The sequence below is a fragment of the Methanosaeta sp. UBA356 genome, from assembly GCF_002496465.1.
In the GTDB taxonomy this organism is placed as follows: domain Archaea; phylum Halobacteriota; class Methanosarcinia; order Methanotrichales; family Methanotrichaceae; genus Methanothrix; species Methanothrix soehngenii.
Window position 1 is genome coordinate 1 of record NZ_DAKC01000078.1, and the last position, 17,578, is coordinate 17,578.

Here is a 17,578-nt window from a genome sequence, read left to right on the forward strand (position 1 = left end):
CTTGGTTATCTGAGACCTTGTGGGATACAGCCTGAACTTGTAAGCCTTAAGCATGTACAGTTCTTCGCTGTTATAGTATATTAAGGTTTATAGCGTAGGGCGGGGTACGATTCATCTCCGGCCTGAAGACCGGAGCCCTCTCTACCCCTGCGCCCCAGCACTGTAGAATCTTCAAATGGAGAAAGTATGATTGTAAGCTACAAATATCCCATCTTCCCGAACAAGATAACTCAATGGAAGTTAGCGGAGAATTTGGATGCTTATAGGTGGCTCTCAAAAGTGTTCAGCTTGTGGAAGCATCGTAACGAAAGATCTGTCGGTACGAGTACATGAGTACCCTTATTGCGGATTCTCGTGTGATCGAGACTACAATGCTTCCAGGAACATAATCATCACAGGGATGGAACAGCCCCCAGCGCCCATAAAGCCAAAACCGCTACATCACATATCAGTGATGCAAGCTTTGGCGATGAAGTGGGAAGCCGCGCCCTTCAGGACGCGGTAGTTCACGGAGAAATAGGGATATGGATATAGCGCAATGGATTTGGCGGTGCTATGACAGAGGATGATGGATCAAGCGGAGAGAGCCTCTATCTGCGGGGAGATTACGAGGAAGCGGTCGCTGCCTGGGAGCGATCAGAGAAGGGAACGGAAGGATTTGAGCATCATTACTGGAAAGGTGTAGCTCTGCGCAAGCTTGGCCGTAATGAAGAGGCAGTGTGTGCCCTGGAGAAGGCCCTCTCCCTGAATCCTGAGAGCGCGGATGCCTGGAGAAACCATGCAGTGGCACTAAACCAGCTTGATCGTGGCGCTGATGCCCTTAAATCATGCCAGAAGGCTCTGGCCATCGATCCTGATAATCCACGGACCTGGATTGTCAGAGGCTTTGCCCTTCACATCCTCGGCCGGTTCGAGGAGGCGGTGGAGAGCTATGCCCGGGCCATCGAGCTGAACCCCCTTGGACCGGACGGGAGGAGGGCCTGGAACAATCGAGGAGCTGCTTTAGACAACCTGCACCGGCATGAGGAGGCCATAGAGAGTTATGAGGAGGCGATAATGATCGATCCTTTCGACATCTATCCCTGGAATAACAAAGGAGTCTCCTTATCAGCCCTTGGCCGACAGGAGGCGGCGGTGGTATGCTTCCGGAAAGCGATCGAGATCGATCCTGAGTATGCAGTTGCCTGGAAGAATTTGGCAGTAGCCTACCGATCATTGCATCGCGATCAAGAGGCAGAAGAGGCTGCTCGCATCGCCCGCGATCTGGGGTTGAGCTGATCCAGACGGCGGGATTTTGATCTTGGCAGCATCACCCCGATTTCAGGGCCTTGGCAATCTCATCGGCCAGAGAATCCCTGTTTTCCCTGGTTACTGTCAATACCCGGAAGGATCCCCGGATCTTCTTTGCCAGGCGGTGGTTGGACCACTGGTGCAGCACCACCAGCATGGGCTTGGGTGAGGCAATGGCCTTCTCCACCGCAAGGACGAACCTGTGACTGGAAAGCTCCATGGGACCCACCTCATCCACCACTATCAAATCGCAGCCAAGAGCGTTTTCCACCGCCTGCGCTCCTATCAGGTCCAGGTCATCCAGATGGACCCGGTACTTTCCCAGCTGCGGACCGTCCCCGGACTCGTCGGCCAGTATCCCCACCATTCCGGTGGATAGGTCCAAAAGCTCAAAGCCAGTTCGCCGATCCTTGTAGCGCCTGTCTCTGGCCAGCACCCCGCCAACTCTCAATTTCGTCCCGGAGGTCACCTTTGCCACCAGAGTTGATTTGCCGACGCCTGGGCTGCCAGTGACTGCAATTCTAAGGGCCATACAGATACCTCATCCTTTCCATGTAACGATGCAGGCTTTCCACGTCCTTAATCTCCTTTCGGACCAGCTTCTTGATGCGAGAGCGGATCTCCCCATCGGGACGGGAACCCACCGACCACAGATGCTGCTCGATGGTCCTGGCCATCTCATCCCCTTTGCGATCCCAATCGGTGAGTAGGATGATCTCCCGGTAGCTCCGGGCAGCATCCTCGGCCAGGTCGAGGGCCGATCGGCGCGAGGCCATGATCACCGGCCCGGTCAGGCCCAGGGCGCGCAGGGCCAGTTCATCCCGCCTGCCCTCAACGATAGTCGCCGCCCCCTGGCCCGATGCCTCGACCAGGGCAGCTAGCAGCTCTTCTAAGGCTTCCAGATCATAGGTCCCCTTATCCTTGCACTCCTCTCGCCCTCTGTCCCTGACCGATCCCTTCATTTCATCTTCCTCTCTGTTGATTCAGCAGAGGCTTGAGGATTAAGACCGCTCTATCCTTCTCTATTCCCTTAACCAGCAGAAGCTTTCGCCCGCTCTTCTCTCCTTTAATCACCTCGATTCCGGATTCGGCCACGCCCAATGTCCTCGCCAGCTCCTCGACCAGCTGGCGGTTTGCCCTGCCTCGAGATGGCTTTTCAGTCAGCCGGGCCTCTAAAGACCTCCTCCAGGGATTGAAGCCCGAGGGAACGGCCAGCCGGGATGAGCCAGGCACCACTTCAAAGCGGATGATACATCCCAGAGGATGAGAATCGAGTGCCTCAGCATAGTCCATGCTCTTTATAATGCTCCGGGAGTTTAAATACTATCGATCACAATCTGCTGATGGGAGGAGATTGCAGGGGAGTTTCTGTGTTAATGGGAAAAGGTTAAAATACCGTTAGCGATGAAGGGGGAGAGGTTCGATGAAGATCAAACAGGTCGTCGTACTGGCAGGCAAGGACCACATTGATTGCTCCATTTCCTCGGGCTTAGAGCAGCTTGGCCTGCAGATGTGCGAATGCTTTTCTCCCCAAGATCATAAAGAAGATTGTCTCCTGGTATGCGATCAGGATTATGCGGATACCTCGATTGGCTCTGCCCTCATCAGGCAGGCGATGGAAAGAGGCTGTGCGGTGCTATTGCATAACTCGAATTGCCCCTCCGTCTTGGAGGAGATCAGGAGTACGGGCGACCTCTCCCAGAAGACGAGAGACATGCTGGAGGCTCGGGTGCTGTACCGGTGCCTGCAGAAGGATATCCAGAGGCTGGCCAGCCTTCAGCCTGAAGCAGACGGCCTGCCAAATTACGTAGCGTCTGCCTATGAGAAGGTGCAGGACCTGCGCTATGGAGAGAACTGGCATCAAAGGGCTGCTCTTTACACAAATGACCAGGGTCTGGGGCTGCCCGCCGCCCGGAAGCTGAATGGTCGGGAGATGTCCTACAATAATATGGTCGATGCGGAAACGGTTTTGGAGATGCTCATCGACCTCTCGGAGTACGATGGAGAAGCCTGCAATAGGCCCCTCTCAGTCATTGTAAAGCATGCCAATCCCTGCGGCGTGGCCTATGGCGCAAGCCTTGATGAGGCCTTCCGACTCTCCTTTGCCACTGATCCCAAGTCTGCATTCGGAGGGGTGATAGGTTTCAACAGGATGGTGGACGTGAAGACGGCCCAGTGCATAGGGGACAGCTTCGTTGAGGTTCTTCTCGCTCCGGGTTACGAGGCAGAGGCCTTGCGGCTCCTCACGGAGAAGAAGCCCAACCGCAGGATCCTGGACATAGGAGACCTGCTGCAAAGAAAGGGCGAACTGTATCGGGGATACTACAAAAAGACCATATTCGGGGGTATGATGCTGCAGGATTTTGATACCGGCGACATCAAGGAGTGGAGGGTGGTGACCAGAAGAGCCCCCACAGACTCTGAGGCCCGGGCCCTCCGTTTTGCCTGGAAGATAGCCAAGTATGTCAAGTCCAATGCCCTGGTCTACACCACTGAGAATCAGACCATCGGCATAGGATCCGGCCAGGTTAGCCGGGTGGACTCCGCCCGCTTTGGGGCAGAGAAGGCGGAGGAGCACGGCCTGTCCACGAACGGAACTGTTGCTGCCACAGATTCCTTCTTCCCCTTCCGGGACGGCCTGGATCAGGCCTTCCTGGCAGGAGCGACCGCAGTGATTCATCCCGGCGGATCCATTCGGGACTCTGAGGTGATTGATGCCGCCAATGAGCATGATATGGCCATGGTCTTCACGGGCATGCGCCATTTCAGACATTAAAATCTGCAAAGGGGGGAAGGCGTGGACGGGCCTTCTTGCTCTGTTGCTGTTCCATTCTCTCCTGTTCAGCCCAGCCTCTGCCGATCGTATTCAAGCTGGCCAGGACATCCAGTCGGCGATAAACTCCGCTCAGGCGGGGGATATCATTGCAGTCGGCCCGGGGACATATATTTCCATCACCATTGACAGGCCATTGACCTTGATCGGCGAGGGCAGACCAGTGTTGAATGCTACCCAGCAGAATCCGGCGGTAGTGGTGAAGAGCGATGGGGTGACAATCGATGGCTTCGAGATCTACGGAGTGGGAAAGGACACCACCGCCAAGTTCGAATACTATATGGAAAACCGCGAGGCTGCCAGGGGCCAGCGCCTGGATATGCCCAACTCGGCAGTAGTAGTTGAGGGCAGCGACCTCGCCATTAAAAACAGCAGCATTTACGGAGCCCAGGCCGGGATTTATGCCCTGGATGCAGAGGGGATTACCCTCCAGGATTCCACATTGGATGGCTGCGATACGGGCCTATTCCTTCATGGTGGAAGGGGCCTTAATGTCTCAGGATGCAGCATAGTGAACTGCAAAAAATATGGGCTGGATATAGAGCAGTCAAGAGAAATAGTGGTAAAGAACAACAGCATCATAAGAAACTCAAATATTGGCATCCTCTTAAGAGAGGGGAAATGGGCAGAGATGGATGATAATCTGATATCGGAGTGCACCTTCGGCCTTTCCCTGTGGAATGCCTCATTCAATCAGGTGAGGAGAAACCAGCTCGACCATAACTATTACGGCATTCTGGTGACGAACTGGTCCAGCTACAATAACATCACCGACAACCTCCTAATCGACAATAGCAGAGGTGAGATCATCGATGGATTTGGCATCGGCTTGTCTTTGCAGGAGAACAGCTGCCATAACATGGTCATAGGAAATGTTGCCCGGGGCAACTACAATGGCCTGGAGATCTCCAAAGGCTGCCAGTTCAATGCCGTCTATGCCAATAATGCCGCTGAGAACAAGCACGGCATAAGGATGAATGAGAACCGGAATAACCTCATATTTGGAAATAATTTTCAGTTTAATAACATCAATGCCTATGAGAACCAGAGCTGCAATATCTGGAATACCACTCTGGGCAACTATTATAGCGATTATAAGGGTGAAGATGAGAACAAGGACGGCATAGGAGATGTGCCCTACTCCCTTCCCGGACCGGAATCCAGCTCATCCGACCGCATGCCTTCGATCCGTCCCTTCGATGAAGGAAGGCTGGAGCGGGCGGATATAGGGGAACTGGTAGAAAAATATGCCATCGTTGAGCCTAAGGAGGAGGCAGTGACTGCGGCCCGGCTGGTAGAAGGGGTTATGGTCATATCCCATCCCCAGCCCAGCTCTCCGCCCCAGTGGAAGGACTCTGAACCTCTGGATGGGAGCAGTTCTCCCTTCCAGGAAGTGAATGATTTTTAGATGACTCTCCATACGGAAGGCTCAATCACATTCGAAGCCACGGGGGCCTTTTTCAATCCCCGGATGCAACTCAATCGGGATATAGGGGTAGCCATGACCAAAGCCCTGGGCATCAGCGAGTATCTTGATGCCCTCTCCGCCAGCGGTATTCGGGGGATGAGAGTGGCAGCAGAGGCAGGGACGGAGAAGGTGACTCTCAATGATTTCGATCCCCGGGCGGTTCAGGTGATGCGAAGGAATGTGGCCCGAAATCAGCTGGACTGCGTTGTCAGCGAAAAAAACGCCAATGTCCTGATGCACCAGGAGCACTTTCAGGCGGTAGACCTGGATCCATTCGGATCTCCCTCCCCCTATATATCTGCTGCCAGCAGATCTGCCCGCTCATACCTCTTCATCACCGCTACAGATACCGCACCTCTCTGCGGGGCTCATCTGAAAAGCGGCATCCGAAAATATATGGCCGTTCCCCTGTGCACCGACTATCACCGGGAGATGGGGGCCCGAATCCTTCTTGGACTGGCGGCGCGCGAGCTGGCCCGGCTGGACAAGGGTACAGAGCCGTTGCTCACCCACGTCACCGATCACTATGTGCGCACCTACCTTCGAGTGATCAAAGGGGCCGAAGCAGCAGACAGATCATTGCAGTCCCTGGGATATTTGGAGCACTGCAATAGCTGCGGAAGCTTTGAGACTCTCAGGTTGTTGCATCCTGTGGGTATATGCCGCCACTGCCGTTCCAGAACCGCCCTGGCCGGGCCCCTATGGCTGGGCAAAATACAGGATCCAGATGTCATTGCCAGCGCCCTGGAAGCGGGGGATCTTGGCCCCAGAGCCAAAAAGATCCTCAGCACCTGCGCGAAGGAGGTGGATGTGCCCATGTACTATGACCATCATTGCATCTGTGAGAAGCTCAAAATCACTCCCGGCAAGATTGAGGATGTCATATCGAGGTTGAAGTCCCTGGGTCATCAGGCCTCACGTACTCATTTTACCGGCCTTGGCATAAAGACCAATGCCACCCTTCCCGAGCTGGAGGAGGTTTTGAGAGAGAACAATATTTGAAAATTTATAAAAATTGATATTCTTTTTTTCCACCTAAAACTTAATAAAGGAGAAGAGATGTAATAGTGATAGCTGCATTATGATAGGATAATGCAGGAATTCGCGGCACGAGGTGACGTTTATTACCCCCTTCATTGCTACTCCCTTTCGCATCTCGTGCCATCCCTTATTACGCATTATAACATGAGTAAAATAATCCGGAGTTGCTCAGTTTTATCCTTATATGATCCGTTCTCGACCTGATCCTATCTTATCCATTCTCATCCCCCAATGGCTTGACCCAAAAATGTAATAATGGGCGGGATAACGTGTCACTCATGAAGATTGCTCTTGTCGGTGGGACAGGTGACATAGGTACGGGATTTGCCCTGCGCTTGATGTGCTCTCATGAGATCATCATCGGTTCGCGTAAAGAGGATAAGGCCCGTGAGAGCGCCAGTGCAATTATGCAACTTGAGGGCGCGAATGGGAACATATGGGGAACTGATAACGCCAGCGCAGTAGCGGTGGCGGACGCGGTCATTCTCTGTGTCCCGCCCGAACATCTGAAATCTGTAACCTATGATCTATCCACATCCTTCAACCACCAGCTTGTGATCTCTCCCGTAGTCCCCATGAGCTACGATGGCAAGTTCTTCCGCTTCAATCCTCCGCCAGAGGGCAGCTCCGCCCTGCAGGCCAAGTCGCTCCTCCCTCCCCAGATAAGAGTTGTCGCCGCTTTTCACACCGTGCCTGCCGCCGCTCTCCAGGCGAAGGATAGAATTTTGAAAGGCGATGTCCTGATATGCGGTGACGATGCAGAGGCAGTGGATATGGTCAGGAGCTTGACCATGGATATAAAGAACCTCCGGCCTCTATTTGTCGGCCCTCTGGCTGCCTCGTCCCAGGTGGAGAGCTTGACCCCCATGCTCCTTAATGTCGCCCGGAAGAATAAGATCAAAGAGGCTGGGGTGAGTATAATATCGGAGAGACCGCCTGCTCCCAATTGATATTTTAGATCATTCCGCTCAGAGCTTCTATCACCATGCCTGGCAGCTCGGTCGGATTGATCAAATTCATCACCTTCCAGATGACATAGACCCCGATGAAGGTGCCTGCCATGGCGCCGAGATTGGACAGCGATGCCACCAGCAATACCTTGAAGAGGCGGTTATTCATCATCTGGCGGAAGCCTTCCGCCTGGGGAAGCTCTTTTAAGTCAGAGACGGTGGGCTTGATCTTCCAGGCCTCTACCATGCCCGCAAACCAGCCAGCGGCCACAAATGGATTGAGTGTGGTCATCCAGGCGATGCCGAATGCCGTTAAAACGGAGAGCGGATGGCCTCGGGCCAAGATCACCCCCAGGGCGGATAGAGTGCCTGTTATCACAAACCATATGGCAAAGGCTAAGACCAGGCTTCTGCTGGATTGAGCGGTGATCACCAACAGGGCAATCATCACCAGTATGGTTAATGTCACCACCGCGCCGAATACCTGGGAAAAGGTGATCTTCTTTTTGGCCTTCACATTCAGGCTCTCTATGGCGGGAATGGCCTCGGGGTTGCTAAGATGCCTCTCTATTCCCTCCTTATGGCCAGCCCCTACCACTGCCAGCACCCTGCCTTGCCTGGAGAGGCTGAGCAGATTTCGGGCCAGGTATGCATCCCTCTCGTCGACCAGAACGCTGGCCGCCCCAGGAGAGATCTTGCGAAACTCGCCTATCATCTGGGATACGACATCATCCTGAGTGATGTTATCGATATCGATCTCCTCTTCCTCCCCCCATAAGGCCCCCTGGATCAGGGATCCGATCAGCCTAATCTTGTCGAAGAATCCCATAGCCGACCAGAAGCGTTGAATGGTAATTCCCACATCCCTGTCCACCAGAGCCACCCTGGCTCCAGTGCTCTGCGCTGCCCTAATCGCCGCCAGCATCTCCGAGCCGGGCTTGACCCCCATCTCCTGACCGATCTTCTGCTGCATATAGGCAAGGAGCAACTGCACCAGGAACACGTAGAGCTTTCCGCCACTCAACAGCTTGCCGATCTCGATCTCAGACTTCTCCTCCTGTCCGGTCAGGGCTTTGTAGCGAGAGAGACACAGCTCCACTGCCACTATGTCCGGCCTTGTCTCCTCGATCCTTCTGACCACTTCCAGAGCGCTTTTCTCTGAGACATGCGCCGTTCCCACTATGGTTATCTCGTGGGAGAGGCCCTCAGTCAGGTCGGCGCCAGCATCAGGCTCTATTATCCTGCATGTCGGCTCCGGGCAGTCTTCCTTTGCTTCCGTCTTATCAAAATCCAAATCGATTACCTCTTCAGTCCTGCCCCGAGCATAGCTCGATGGCCCTGACCAGGTCTTCTCTGGAGACGATGCCCACCAGGCGGCCATCAGACATTACAGGCAGCCGGCGGATATTCATCTTGTTCATCATCATCATCGCAGCAGATGCCTCCTCTGAAGGACCGATCACATATAACTTTCTTGTCATAACCTCAGCCACTCGGGTATCTGCGTGATCCACCTGGGGAACCCTCTGCAGGTCCGAAAGGGTCACCACACCTATCACTTCATCACCGGACACGACAGGATAACCCCGGTGCTTCTCCTCGAACATATGCTCTTTCAAGTCCTGCAGGGTCATATCCGGGTCGACGGTGTGCACATCATCTGACATTATATCCATGACCCTCGTACCCTCCAGGCTCACGCTGATCTGGGTTGCCTTCTCCTCCTCTGAGGCTCCGACATAGACGAAGAAGGCCACAAAGAGGAGGATGAAGTTGAAGGAGAATAAGCCGAGGACGAACATGATGATCGCGAAGAGCTTTCCAATGCTGGCCGCCCGCTGGGTGGCTTTTATGTATGGCATCTGGGTGGCAAACCAGGCCCGCAGGAGACGGCCCCCATCCATGGGAAAAGCGGGCAGCAGATTGAAGAGCATGAGGATGATGTTCAAGAGGCCCAGCATCCAGAGCATTATGCCAAGAGGGCTGCCTTCATCCAGCAATGTGGCGAGGAGAATTCCCATCAGACCCAGGATGCCGCTCACTGCAGGCCCGGCGAAGGCCATTTGGAGCTCCAGGCGGGGATTTCTAGGTATCTCCTCCATGGCAGAGACCCCTCCAAAGAAGTAAAGGGTGATGCTCCTTATAGCGATTCCATTCTTGAGGGCGATATAGCTGTGCCCCAGCTCATGAAGGGCCACACAGGTGAAGAGGACCAATGAGAATATCAGAGAGTAGGCCCATCTCAGGCCGGCTGGCTCGATCTCGCCAAAGCCATAGCTCCTCCCCAGGACCTGCTGGCTGAATGAGGCAAAGGCCCAGGCTATGTAGAGGATGACCAGCAGAAAGGACCAGTGCAGCTGCACCGGTATTCCCATGATCTTCCCCAACTGCAATGAAGAGTTCATCATGTGCTAGTATCACCCAAACATTAATAGGTCTTTTGATAATTTATGGCGCAAATGGTGGGCACCACGCAGAAAGCAATTTTTATTAATTTATTAAGTGAGCGGGTAGGAGAGTGGGGGTTCAGTGTGGATTCTAAAAACTAGGATTACCCGCTCGATTTAAAAGTGTGTTGGTTAAGATATAAATTTTTCCCCTGGGGGTAGCAATTCACCAGATATCTCACCAGAGAGCTATGCTCCACCATGCAGGCTGCGGTATAGGCCTCCATCAGGGTCCCGCCTGCAGCAAATACGCCATGCCCGCGGGCGATGCAGGCCATATGGGACTTAAGGGCTAAAGATGCTGCCTTAGCGAGCATATCGGTCCCCAGCTTGCCCTCGATTATAGGCACCTCTCCCAGAAAGAGAACGCCCTCGCTATCAATTGGCTCCACCTTCTCCATTTCCACCATAGACAGGACGACCGCATATGGAGAATGGGTATGGATGATGGCCATCTTCCCAGTATTCAGGTAGATCGCCCGGTGAACGCAGGTCTCTATGCTGGCAATCTTATCCATCTCACAGGGATTCTCTGAGCTGACCTCCACCACCGTGGACGAATCCAGCTCGTCGAGCATCGATCCCGTAGCGGTGATGAATATCCTGCCATCCTGGCAGATGCTGATATTTCCGAATCGAGAGCTTGTGAGTCCTGAGGAGACGACCTTTCTGCCAAACCGCGCGATCTCCTGCCAGGCATCGCTCGTCATCTCATCACCTCTCCAGCAGACGGAAAGGGACGGCTATTGACTCCATCTCCCCAAATCCACCCACCAGATCGACGGATATCTTATAATCCCCGGCCGTCCAGAAGCTCGTCTCCCAGCGGGCGGAGTATATGCCATTGCCATCCAGGTCGTCCATGGGAATCTCCAGATTTCTGTCCGGCCCGATGATCTTGGTGTTTAAGGACTTGATCTCTCCGGAGGCTTGGGCCTCTACCATCACCGGCTCGCCTTCTGTGGCCTCATCCCGGTTCAGCCTTACATCGACCAGATCCGGAGGATAAAGCTCCTCTTTCGGGGCGTTGATGCTCTTGAGGGCTCGGGTCAGGTTGAGAGCTCCATAGCCATAGAGGTTATCCTTTCCCTCCTGCCCCAGCTCATCTGCGGTCTTGAGCAGCAGCCTCTTGATATCTGCTGGTTGCAGTTCAGGATTCGCCTCCAGCAAAACAGCTGATGCTCCGGAGACTTGAGGAACAGCCATTGATGTGCCGCTCACTGAACTCAGGCCATTCTTGGAGCCGGCCAGGGCGGAAGGGACATCAACTCCCAGGGTGACCAGGTCCGGCTTGATCTCTCCGGTCAGGGTCGGGCCGCGTGATGATTGTTCGAATATCAATCCGGTGCGATCAATGGCCCCAATGGTTATCACCTTCTCTGCGCCACCGGGCATGACAATGGAGGAGGGCGAAGGCCCGGAGTTTCCAGCGGCGACACACATGGTCAGCCCCTCCTCGACCATCCGGTCGCAGGCCTCGTCTAGCAGAGATGCTCCATCAGAAGGCCCTTCTCCGCCCACGCTAAACGATATGATCTTTATCCCGTAGCGATCCCGATTATCCAGGCACCAGTCCAGAGCTTTAAGAGCATCGGATAGATAGCATGCTCCATCCCTGTCCATAACCTTGATCACCACAAGTTCCGCTCCCGGCGCTACTCCCATGCCCAGGTCGCCGGCGATCAGGCTGGCGCAGTGTGTGCCATGGCCGTTGTCGTCATAAGGTTCTGTCTGATTGTTCACGAAGTCCTGGAATGCGACGATCTTCCGGGACAAAGCCTCATGATCGGCATCTGCGCCGGTATCGATCAGAGCCACAGTAACCCCCTCGCCCTTTGGGCCGGAGATCTCTCTGGGATCATCTATGATCGAAGGCCCAGGATTCGAGCTGCTCGTGCTGGCAGCAGAGAGCACGGTGAGCTTCTGATCGGTGTACACCCCTCGGACGCCGTCGGTCTTGGCGATCTTTTCCAGGTTGTCCGAGGAGACGGTCATTGCGCTCCCGGGCAGGACTTTGAACCTCTTCTCCAGAGAGGAGCCGACGCCGGTAAGGTTCCCTTTAAGGTCGTCCTCATGAAGCACAATGACCTTCAGGTCTTTGGCTTTCTGCTCCTCCAGGCTGTCTTCTATTCCATTGCCATTGAGATCCCTGGGATCGCGGATGGTGATCTTCTTGGACTCGTCCTTCGCCGCATTGCCGAACTTGTCTACGGCGATGATTGTCACATTGTAGGTTCCAGCAGGCATATTGGAGCCGCAATAGCCGGTGAAAGTGCCATCTCGGTCTAAATCTATCATGAGGTTCATCCGATTGCCTATATCAGCATAGACCATTCCCAGGCCGGAAGGATCATGGACCCGGGCATTTATCTCGCTCCTGGGATCGCCTGTCTTGAGAATGGAGGGGCTCACGCTCACCCCATAGATGACCGGAGCAGCGCCATCGTCGACGCTTGGTCTGAGGCGATTTTCGTACTCCTTCTGAAACCAGGCGGTTGCCTTATTGTTCTCCAGGGCATTTTGTATCGGAAAAGCGGATGCGTAGCTGACCAGGCTGAGCAGGAGAACAAAATGGAGGATATGGCTAGGATTCAATGGTCTCACTCTTAACTCCAGCTATCCTTTTCGATATTCTTATATTTGCTGGTGTCATTTCACCACTGGAATGATCCGCCTTCCAGTCCTGCCAGGCGTAGACCTTGGCGTCGTAGCCAAGAAGGGAGAGGGGCAACCAGATCATGGAGGCCTTGACCCCGGTATTGGTGTAGACCACCACCGGCCTTTCTCTTTGCAGATCTGAGAATATCTCTTCCAGCTCTGACTGATCCTTTATCTTCTTGCCATCCAGAACGCTTGTATAAGGAATATTGATCGCTCCTGGTATCGACCCTGCCTCAAAATCCCTACCCGTTCGGGCATCGATTATCTGGGGGATGCCGCTGCAAACGAAATCATATGTTGCCAGAAGATCGGCATCTATAGCGGGAGTATAATTCCTGGGCGCAAGGCGTGCAGGCTCAGACCAGGTGGGATTCGACGCTGCCACCCAGTCGTCTATCCCCCCGTCCAGGAGCCTGACATCCTCATGCCCCAAGAACTTCAGCATCCAGAAGACGTAGGTGGCTGCTGAGGGGCCGCCGCCGCAGGGCTGGCATTCACCATAAATGATGATCGAATCGTTCTCGGACACGCCTGCCTCCCCCAAAATCCGGGCCATCTCGCCGATCGGCTCGAGCCTTCCTGCAGGATCGATGAACCTGTCATAAGGAATGCTTATCGCTCCTGGAATGTACTCAGTCGATCTGGGGCTGATATCGATGATTATGTCGGAGCTATCTAGGATTTTGATCTCTTCTGGTGAAATCAAAATTGTGGAAAATCCCATCCCCCGGGCCATATCGGATCGATTGCCCTGATATTTCTGCAGACCGTCCTTGGGAGCAGAAAGGTTCAGATCCAATCCCCGCTCCCCATTCTCTCCCCACAGTGACGAGCAGTTGGATGAATCGGATTGTGCTCTGAGCAGGCCCGGATGGAATGGCATCTGAGACCATGCCCCCACCTCACCCAGGAACGAAGCCCACTGTTGATTGAGCGGATCCTGCTCTGCGCTCGAGCCAGCGGCTTTGCAGGATGCGCACTCCCCGGCCACAGGTGATGCATTCCATATGATCGCCATCATGAATAAGGCTGCCAGCAACAAGCTGCAGCCTGCGATTCTGATAACTCTCATGGCAAGCCTCTTGAATTTCTCAAACTTCTCATCTCCATACTATGCAAGTGCTCATCAGCTCCTGGGGGTGACGGAGAAACTTCCTAACGTCTCCTCCAGTTCGAATCCACGAACATCATTTACCCTCAAGACCAGGTCGTACTCGCCCGGATCGAGCAGGGCGGTGGAGAAGGATCCCTGATATGCATCCCCAGAGGCTACCAGGCGGCCGTAGCCCTTTGCCTCTTCTCCCGACTGATATGCTCTAACCGTCAGCTGGTTGAGATCATACAGAGCCTCCATACGCACGGTGACCTTTATATCGTCTCCCACTCTGGCCTGGGTGGGATTAAGAGCCTTATCGATGATGGAGATCTGCCGGACCTGATCGCCCATAATGGGATAACGATCTAAGGAGGAACTGTCTATCTCATAGGGCAGGTCGCCAAATCCATCCGCACCCAGAACATTCTGTTCCGGTCCCTGGTAATCATCGCTCCCATGGTAGTCGCTCCACAGGTTGCCCCCCAGCGGATAGCTGGCATTCCATGAGTTCTCTCCTCTATCCTCCGCCTGGATCACATTGTAACTGATCTTATTTCTGTAGATCAGGTTCTGGCTCGAATCCAGGAAGATGCCGGTCTGGCTGTCCGAGATTGTGTTATCGATGATGGTATTGCCGTTCGAATTGCTCTGGATCTGCAGGCCATAGCGCCCATTTGCCTCTATCAGATTGCCGGATATGCTGTTATATCCAGAGTCCAGGAGGGTCAGGCCGGCGACTACGTTCTCGATCATGCTGTTATTTCGGATCAGGTTATCAGTGCAGTCGAAGCGGAGGTCCAGGCCGGAGTTGGTGTTCCGGGAGAGGTCGTTGTATTCTATTATGTTATTGCTGCAATCTGTGAACATGTACAGGCCGTACATATTTCCTTGAAGGACGTTGCCCCGGATGGTGTTATTGCTGCAGGAGGGGAAGAGGTTTATGCCGTAGGCGCCATTGCCATAGGCCACATTATCAAGGATCAGATTGTCATTGGAGTTGGAGAGGTATATTCCATACCACCCCTCACCCCCCAGTCCGTTGAAGCTGGCGTTGTTTCCCTGGATGATATTGCCGTCGGAAAAAAGGAGGGCAATCCCTGGCTGGGTGCACCGGATGACGGTATTGTTGGCCACAGTGCAGCCCCGAACGTTGTTCAGCTTTATGCCATAAAACCCATTCCTGACGAGAAAGCCGGATATGCTGACATCGCTCGCTTCTATATTCACGCAGGCGTCCCTCTCTCCCGCCTGGATGACTGCCCCATTGCCTATCAGGTTCAGGCTCTTTCCTATGGATATCTTCTCGTAAGTCCCCGGAGCCACCAGGAGGGTATCGCCAGGCTGGGCGGCGTTGATTGCCGCTTGCAGATCGGAGCTGACGGTTATGGAAGCAGCGCTGGCAAGGGAGGCGATCAGCATAAAAGAATAAAGAAGGGATACCGCCCAAATGGTCGAGCGACCTATGCCGCGCGAAGGATGATATGCATTCGATAAAGCCGGAGCATGGCATTTCCCCGTGGCACTGGGATGGGTTAATGATGGTTTCATTTTGAGGCTCATAGAGATCCATCTATTGATGATCGATCTATTTTATAAAGATTCATGGCTCATATGGGTTTAGGATAGGGGGTAAAAAGTCTTAGGATCTTCTAATATAGGCTACATATGAAGGTAAGCTTTTTTATCAATTGAAAGGTATATGCAGTGTTGGTAAATTCAATGGAGGAATAGAGTTTGAGATACTGGCTTGCGATTATTGGCGCACTTCTCCTGCTGGCGGCCGCCTGCAGCGCAGGGAGCTTTGAAGCGAAAATCGATGTGGATACCTACGTCAATTCTATTGAAGAGGAAGAAAGCTATGGCGATAGCGATCTACTGTGGGTGTCTTCCCAGGACGATGACGATGATGATGCGTCTATAAATGAGACCTACCTCAGCTATGTGAATCTCTTCGGATCGCAGGGAATCTTCAATCCGGATCAGATCAAATCTGCTACTCTCACCCTTAACGTCGCCCGGGTGGATGACGAGGGCGAGATCAAGGCTTACTTCCTGGAGGGAGCGACATTAAACACCCTGACCTGGAAGGATAAGGCAGAATATGACCTTGATGTCTCATCCGATTCCGTTGAGATAGATGAGGCAGAGGATGTGATTGAGCTGGATGTAACACCCATAATCAAAAAGGCGGTCGAGGTCTGTGCAGAAGGGTGCCCCTACAGCATAGTCCTAGTCGGTGAGGATGATGTCTCTGTGGCATTCGTGTCCAGTGAGGCATCAGATGAGGATATGCCTGTCCTTGAGTACGTAACTGAAGAGTAAATGAATCTGGCAGATGGAGAGGGGATTTTCGCCCCCTTCCCGGCCAGACTCATCTGTTGAGGACCTATTTTTTATATCACTTCCATGCCATAAGGGGACTGATGCCACCGATCCCTTCCAGAGGGCCTTTCTTTATCATTCCTGCCGGGAGAATCATTGGAATTCTCTTATTTGTGGGCATTGCGATGGCCTCCCTCTTTGGCTGCATCCATGCGGCAGGCGGCGAGGGTGCGGACGGCGGAATCGGTTCCTCCACCAGCCAATTGGCCCTCGTAGAAGGATATGCATCGGGCGCGGACCCGGTAGAGGTCATAATCATCATCTCGCCGGGATGTCCCAAATGCGCCGCTGCTGAGAGGACCCTGGAGAAGGTGGGCCAGACGGTGCCACTTAATGTCAGCAGCTATTACTATTATACCGATGAGGGCCACCGAATAATCGATCAGCTTAACGCCCGGGATATTCCAGCCATAATCATCGGGACCGAGGTCATAGACTACAGGGACTATGGAGGAGACGCATCCATCCTCGAGAATAAGGCTCTTCGGGCCCTGCACAATCAGAGCCAGAGATCTGAGACTGCTCCCTCTATAGGCTTTCCAGGCAACACTAGCCCCATCCAGCGGCGGGAGGATGCTCTGCCCGGATACGATCTGCAGGACCTCTCCCTCTCCACTGCCCTGGCCGTCACTGCTGGTGGGTTTGTGGCCGGCTTCAATCCCTGCCTCTTCGGCATTCTGGTCTTTCTGGCGGCATCCATCCTCTCAACCTCCGGAAAGAGGCGGGAGCTGATCATGATGGTGGTATTCTTCTCCTTTGGCATCTTCTCCATGTACTTCCTCTTCGGCCTGGGAATGCAAAGGCTATTGCATTCTGAGGCTATAGCTGCCACATTCCGCTACGCTTTGACTGTGCTACTCCTGGCTGCGGGCTTATCTCAGGTCATCGATGCCATCCTTTTAAAGCAGGGAAAGGCATCGCTCTTCCGGACGGACTGGGCGCTGCAGTATTTCCAGGCGGGAGTGGAAAAGGGAAGGTTTAGCTCCTACTTCCTGGCGGGGGCGCTCTTCTCATTGGTTAAGATCCCCTGTGTGGGCGGGCTTTATCTGGCCATACTGGATCTCATCTCCGCCAAAAGCTACTTTGTCGGCGCCGCCTACCTGATGTTCTTCAACCTGGGGGTGATACTGCCAATCATTGTGGTGGGGGGATTCCTCGCCCTGGGAATGAGCCCGGATAGGGTGGACCGCTTCCGTAAGGATCACCGGGTGGGAATGAGGCTTTTTACCGGGCTGATGCTCCTGGTGCTGGCTCCTCTCATCTACTGGCAGATAATCTGAAACCTCCAAAACCGGCAAAAGGAGTGAACTACCGCGTCCTGAAGGGCGCGGCTTCCCACTTCATCGCCAAAACTTGCATCACTGATATGTGATGTAGCGGTTTTGGCTCTATGGGCGCTACGGGCTGTTC

General features: G+C 53.9%; 17 protein-coding genes and 1 pseudogene. 8 read left to right on the top strand and 10 right to left on the bottom strand.

Going from position 1 to position 17,578, the window contains the following annotated elements:
- Nucleotides 1-54, bottom strand: a 54-nt coding sequence (locus BP727_RS13620; RefSeq protein ID WP_394339404.1) for a helix-turn-helix domain-containing protein, incomplete at its 3' end; no start/stop codon positions are given.
- A gap of 217 nt (nucleotides 55-271) precedes the next feature.
- On the opposite strand from BP727_RS13620, the pseudogene BP727_RS06695 reads away from it, so the two are divergent.
- Nucleotides 272-505, top strand: a pseudogene (locus tag BP727_RS06695) (zinc ribbon domain-containing protein); the annotation flags it as partial.
- Between the two features lie 50 nt (nucleotides 506-555).
- On the top strand, nucleotides 556-1,278 hold the full coding sequence (locus BP727_RS06700; RefSeq protein ID WP_013719091.1) for a tetratricopeptide repeat protein: 723 nt from the start codon (nucleotides 556-558) through the stop codon (nucleotides 1,276-1,278).
- A gap of 31 nt (nucleotides 1,279-1,309) precedes the next feature.
- Here BP727_RS06700 and BP727_RS06705 read toward each other — a convergent pair whose 3' ends face one another.
- Genes BP727_RS06705 through BP727_RS06715 form a run of 3 tightly spaced genes read right to left on the bottom strand, consistent with a single transcriptional unit; the run spans nucleotide 1,310 to nucleotide 2,583 of the window.
- Nucleotides 1,310-1,822, bottom strand: a complete 513-nt coding sequence (locus BP727_RS06705; RefSeq protein WP_273466280.1) for an NTPase — start codon at nucleotides 1,820-1,822, stop codon at nucleotides 1,310-1,312.
- Entirely contained in the window at nucleotides 1,812-2,252 is a 441-nt protein-coding gene (locus BP727_RS06710; protein WP_273466282.1) for a toprim domain-containing protein, read from the bottom strand. The genes BP727_RS06705 and BP727_RS06710 overlap by 11 nt, the downstream gene beginning before the upstream one ends.
- Before the next feature lies 1 nt (nucleotide 2,253).
- The gene (locus tag BP727_RS06715; RefSeq protein ID WP_273466284.1) at nucleotides 2,254-2,583 is read right to left on the bottom strand and encodes a DUF167 domain-containing protein; all 330 of its coding nucleotides are present in this window, start codon (nucleotides 2,581-2,583) and stop codon (nucleotides 2,254-2,256) included.
- Between the two features lie 130 nt (nucleotides 2,584-2,713).
- Here BP727_RS06715 and BP727_RS06720 point away from each other — a divergent pair, with 130 nt between their 5' ends.
- The 4 genes from BP727_RS06720 to npdG all read left to right on the top strand — a co-directional run bounded on the left by BP727_RS06720 (nucleotide 2,714) and on the right by npdG (nucleotide 7,582).
- Entirely contained in the window at nucleotides 2,714-4,066 is a 1,353-nt protein-coding gene (locus BP727_RS06720) for a phosphoribosylaminoimidazolecarboxamide formyltransferase (RefSeq protein WP_273270690.1), read from the top strand.
- Between the two features lie 43 nt (nucleotides 4,067-4,109).
- On the top strand, nucleotides 4,110-5,531 hold the full coding sequence (locus BP727_RS06725) for a right-handed parallel beta-helix repeat-containing protein (protein WP_013719096.1): 1,422 nt from the start codon (nucleotides 4,110-4,112) through the stop codon (nucleotides 5,529-5,531).
- Complete coding sequence (locus BP727_RS06730; RefSeq protein WP_273466286.1) at nucleotides 5,532-6,593, top strand: tRNA (guanine(10)-N(2))-dimethyltransferase; 1,062 nt, start codon at nucleotides 5,532-5,534, stop codon at nucleotides 6,591-6,593.
- Between the two features lie 317 nt (nucleotides 6,594-6,910).
- Nucleotides 6,911-7,582: an NADPH-dependent F420 reductase gene (gene npdG / locus BP727_RS06735; RefSeq protein WP_013719098.1), complete on the top strand. Its 672-nt coding sequence runs from the start codon at nucleotides 6,911-6,913 to the stop codon at nucleotides 7,580-7,582.
- Between the two features lie 4 nt (nucleotides 7,583-7,586).
- Here the strand turns inward: npdG and BP727_RS06740 are convergent, their stop codons facing one another.
- From BP727_RS06740 to BP727_RS06765, 6 genes are all read right to left on the bottom strand, one after another.
- Entirely contained in the window at nucleotides 7,587-8,963 is a 1,377-nt protein-coding gene (locus BP727_RS06740; RefSeq protein WP_157863692.1) for a TraB/GumN family protein, read from the bottom strand.
- Nucleotides 8,890-9,987: a site-2 protease family protein gene (locus tag BP727_RS06745; RefSeq protein ID WP_273466288.1), complete on the bottom strand. Its 1,098-nt coding sequence runs from the start codon at nucleotides 9,985-9,987 to the stop codon at nucleotides 8,890-8,892. The genes BP727_RS06740 and BP727_RS06745 overlap by 74 nt, the downstream gene beginning before the upstream one ends.
- A 146-nt stretch (nucleotides 9,988-10,133) precedes the next feature.
- Entirely contained in the window at nucleotides 10,134-10,739 is a 606-nt protein-coding gene (locus BP727_RS06750) for an aldolase (protein ID WP_273277990.1), read from the bottom strand.
- 4 nt (nucleotides 10,740-10,743) lie between these two features.
- Nucleotides 10,744-12,633 carry a S8 family peptidase gene (locus BP727_RS06755; protein WP_273271456.1) on the bottom strand — a complete coding sequence of 630 codons (1,890 nt, stop codon included), beginning with the start codon at nucleotides 12,631-12,633 and terminating at the stop codon, nucleotides 10,744-10,746.
- A complete protein-coding gene (locus BP727_RS06760) occupies nucleotides 12,614-13,762 on the bottom strand; it encodes a sulfurtransferase (protein WP_013719103.1) in 1,149 nt (382 codons plus the stop codon). Before BP727_RS06760 ends, BP727_RS06755 begins: the two co-directional genes overlap by 20 nt.
- 54 nt (nucleotides 13,763-13,816) lie before the next feature.
- On the bottom strand, nucleotides 13,817-15,334 hold the full coding sequence (locus BP727_RS06765) for a right-handed parallel beta-helix repeat-containing protein (protein WP_273277991.1): 1,518 nt from the start codon (nucleotides 15,332-15,334) through the stop codon (nucleotides 13,817-13,819).
- Nucleotides 15,335-15,520: 186 nt separating this feature from the next.
- On the opposite strand from BP727_RS06765, the gene BP727_RS06770 reads away from it, so the two are divergent.
- Nucleotides 15,521-16,108: a DUF7594 domain-containing protein gene (locus BP727_RS06770; protein WP_013719105.1), complete on the top strand. Its 588-nt coding sequence runs from the start codon at nucleotides 15,521-15,523 to the stop codon at nucleotides 16,106-16,108.
- A 101-nt stretch (nucleotides 16,109-16,209) separates the two neighbouring features.
- Nucleotides 16,210-17,448, top strand: coding sequence for a cytochrome c biogenesis protein (locus tag BP727_RS06775; protein ID WP_273271458.1), 1,239 nt, complete (start codon nucleotides 16,210-16,212; stop codon nucleotides 17,446-17,448).
- Nucleotides 17,449-17,578: the final 130 nt, after the last annotated feature.